1 protein-coding gene is annotated in these 553 nt (G+C 33.6%); it reads left to right on the top strand.

Going from position 1 to position 553, the window contains the following annotated elements; all coding sequences use genetic code 11:
• Positions 1–46 precede the first annotated feature (46 nt).
• On the top strand, positions 47–484 hold the full coding sequence (gene fabZ / locus LOK41_RS28480; RefSeq protein WP_241819445.1) for a 3-hydroxyacyl-ACP dehydratase FabZ: 438 nt from the start codon (positions 47–49) through the stop codon (positions 482–484).
• The last annotated feature ends 69 nt before the right edge of the window (positions 485–553 follow it).

Here is a 553-nt window from a genome sequence, read left to right as displayed (position 1 = left end):
CAAGAAATGTAACAATAGAATATGTAATAACAAAGGAGAGGGATTTATGCTTGATATTCAACAAATCAAAGAGATTATTCCGCATCGTTATCCTTTTTTACTGATAGATCGTATTATTGAAGTAGAAGAAGGAAAACGCGCAGTTGGGATCAAAAATGTTACAACTAACGAAGAATTCTTTAACGGTCATTTTCCTGAATATCCAGTTATGCCAGGAGTCTTAATTGTAGAAGCTTTAGCACAAGTAAGTGCAGTTATTATGCTCATAAAAGAAGAAAATCATGGAAAAATCGGCCTGTTTGCTGGTATTGATAATTGCCGGTTCAAAAAACAAGTTCGGCCTGGTGATCAACTACGTTTAGAAGTAGAGATGACACGTGTTCGTGGTTTAATTGCCAAAGCACATGCTATTGCTACAATAGATGATGAAATTGTTTGTGAAGCAGACGTGACATTTGCTCTTTTCGATAATAAAAAAGCCTAAAGACTTGTTAAGTCTTTAAGCTTTTTTATCGTATAATATATACATTTCTAGTTACCATAAAATTCGTTA

The organism is Bacillus sp. TL12 (assembly GCF_022625245.1).
Classification (GTDB): Bacteria; Bacillota; Bacilli; order Bacillales; family Bacillaceae_G; genus Bacillus_A.
Note: the sequence above shows the minus strand (reverse complement) of the source record. Positions and strands in the feature narration are given on the sequence as shown.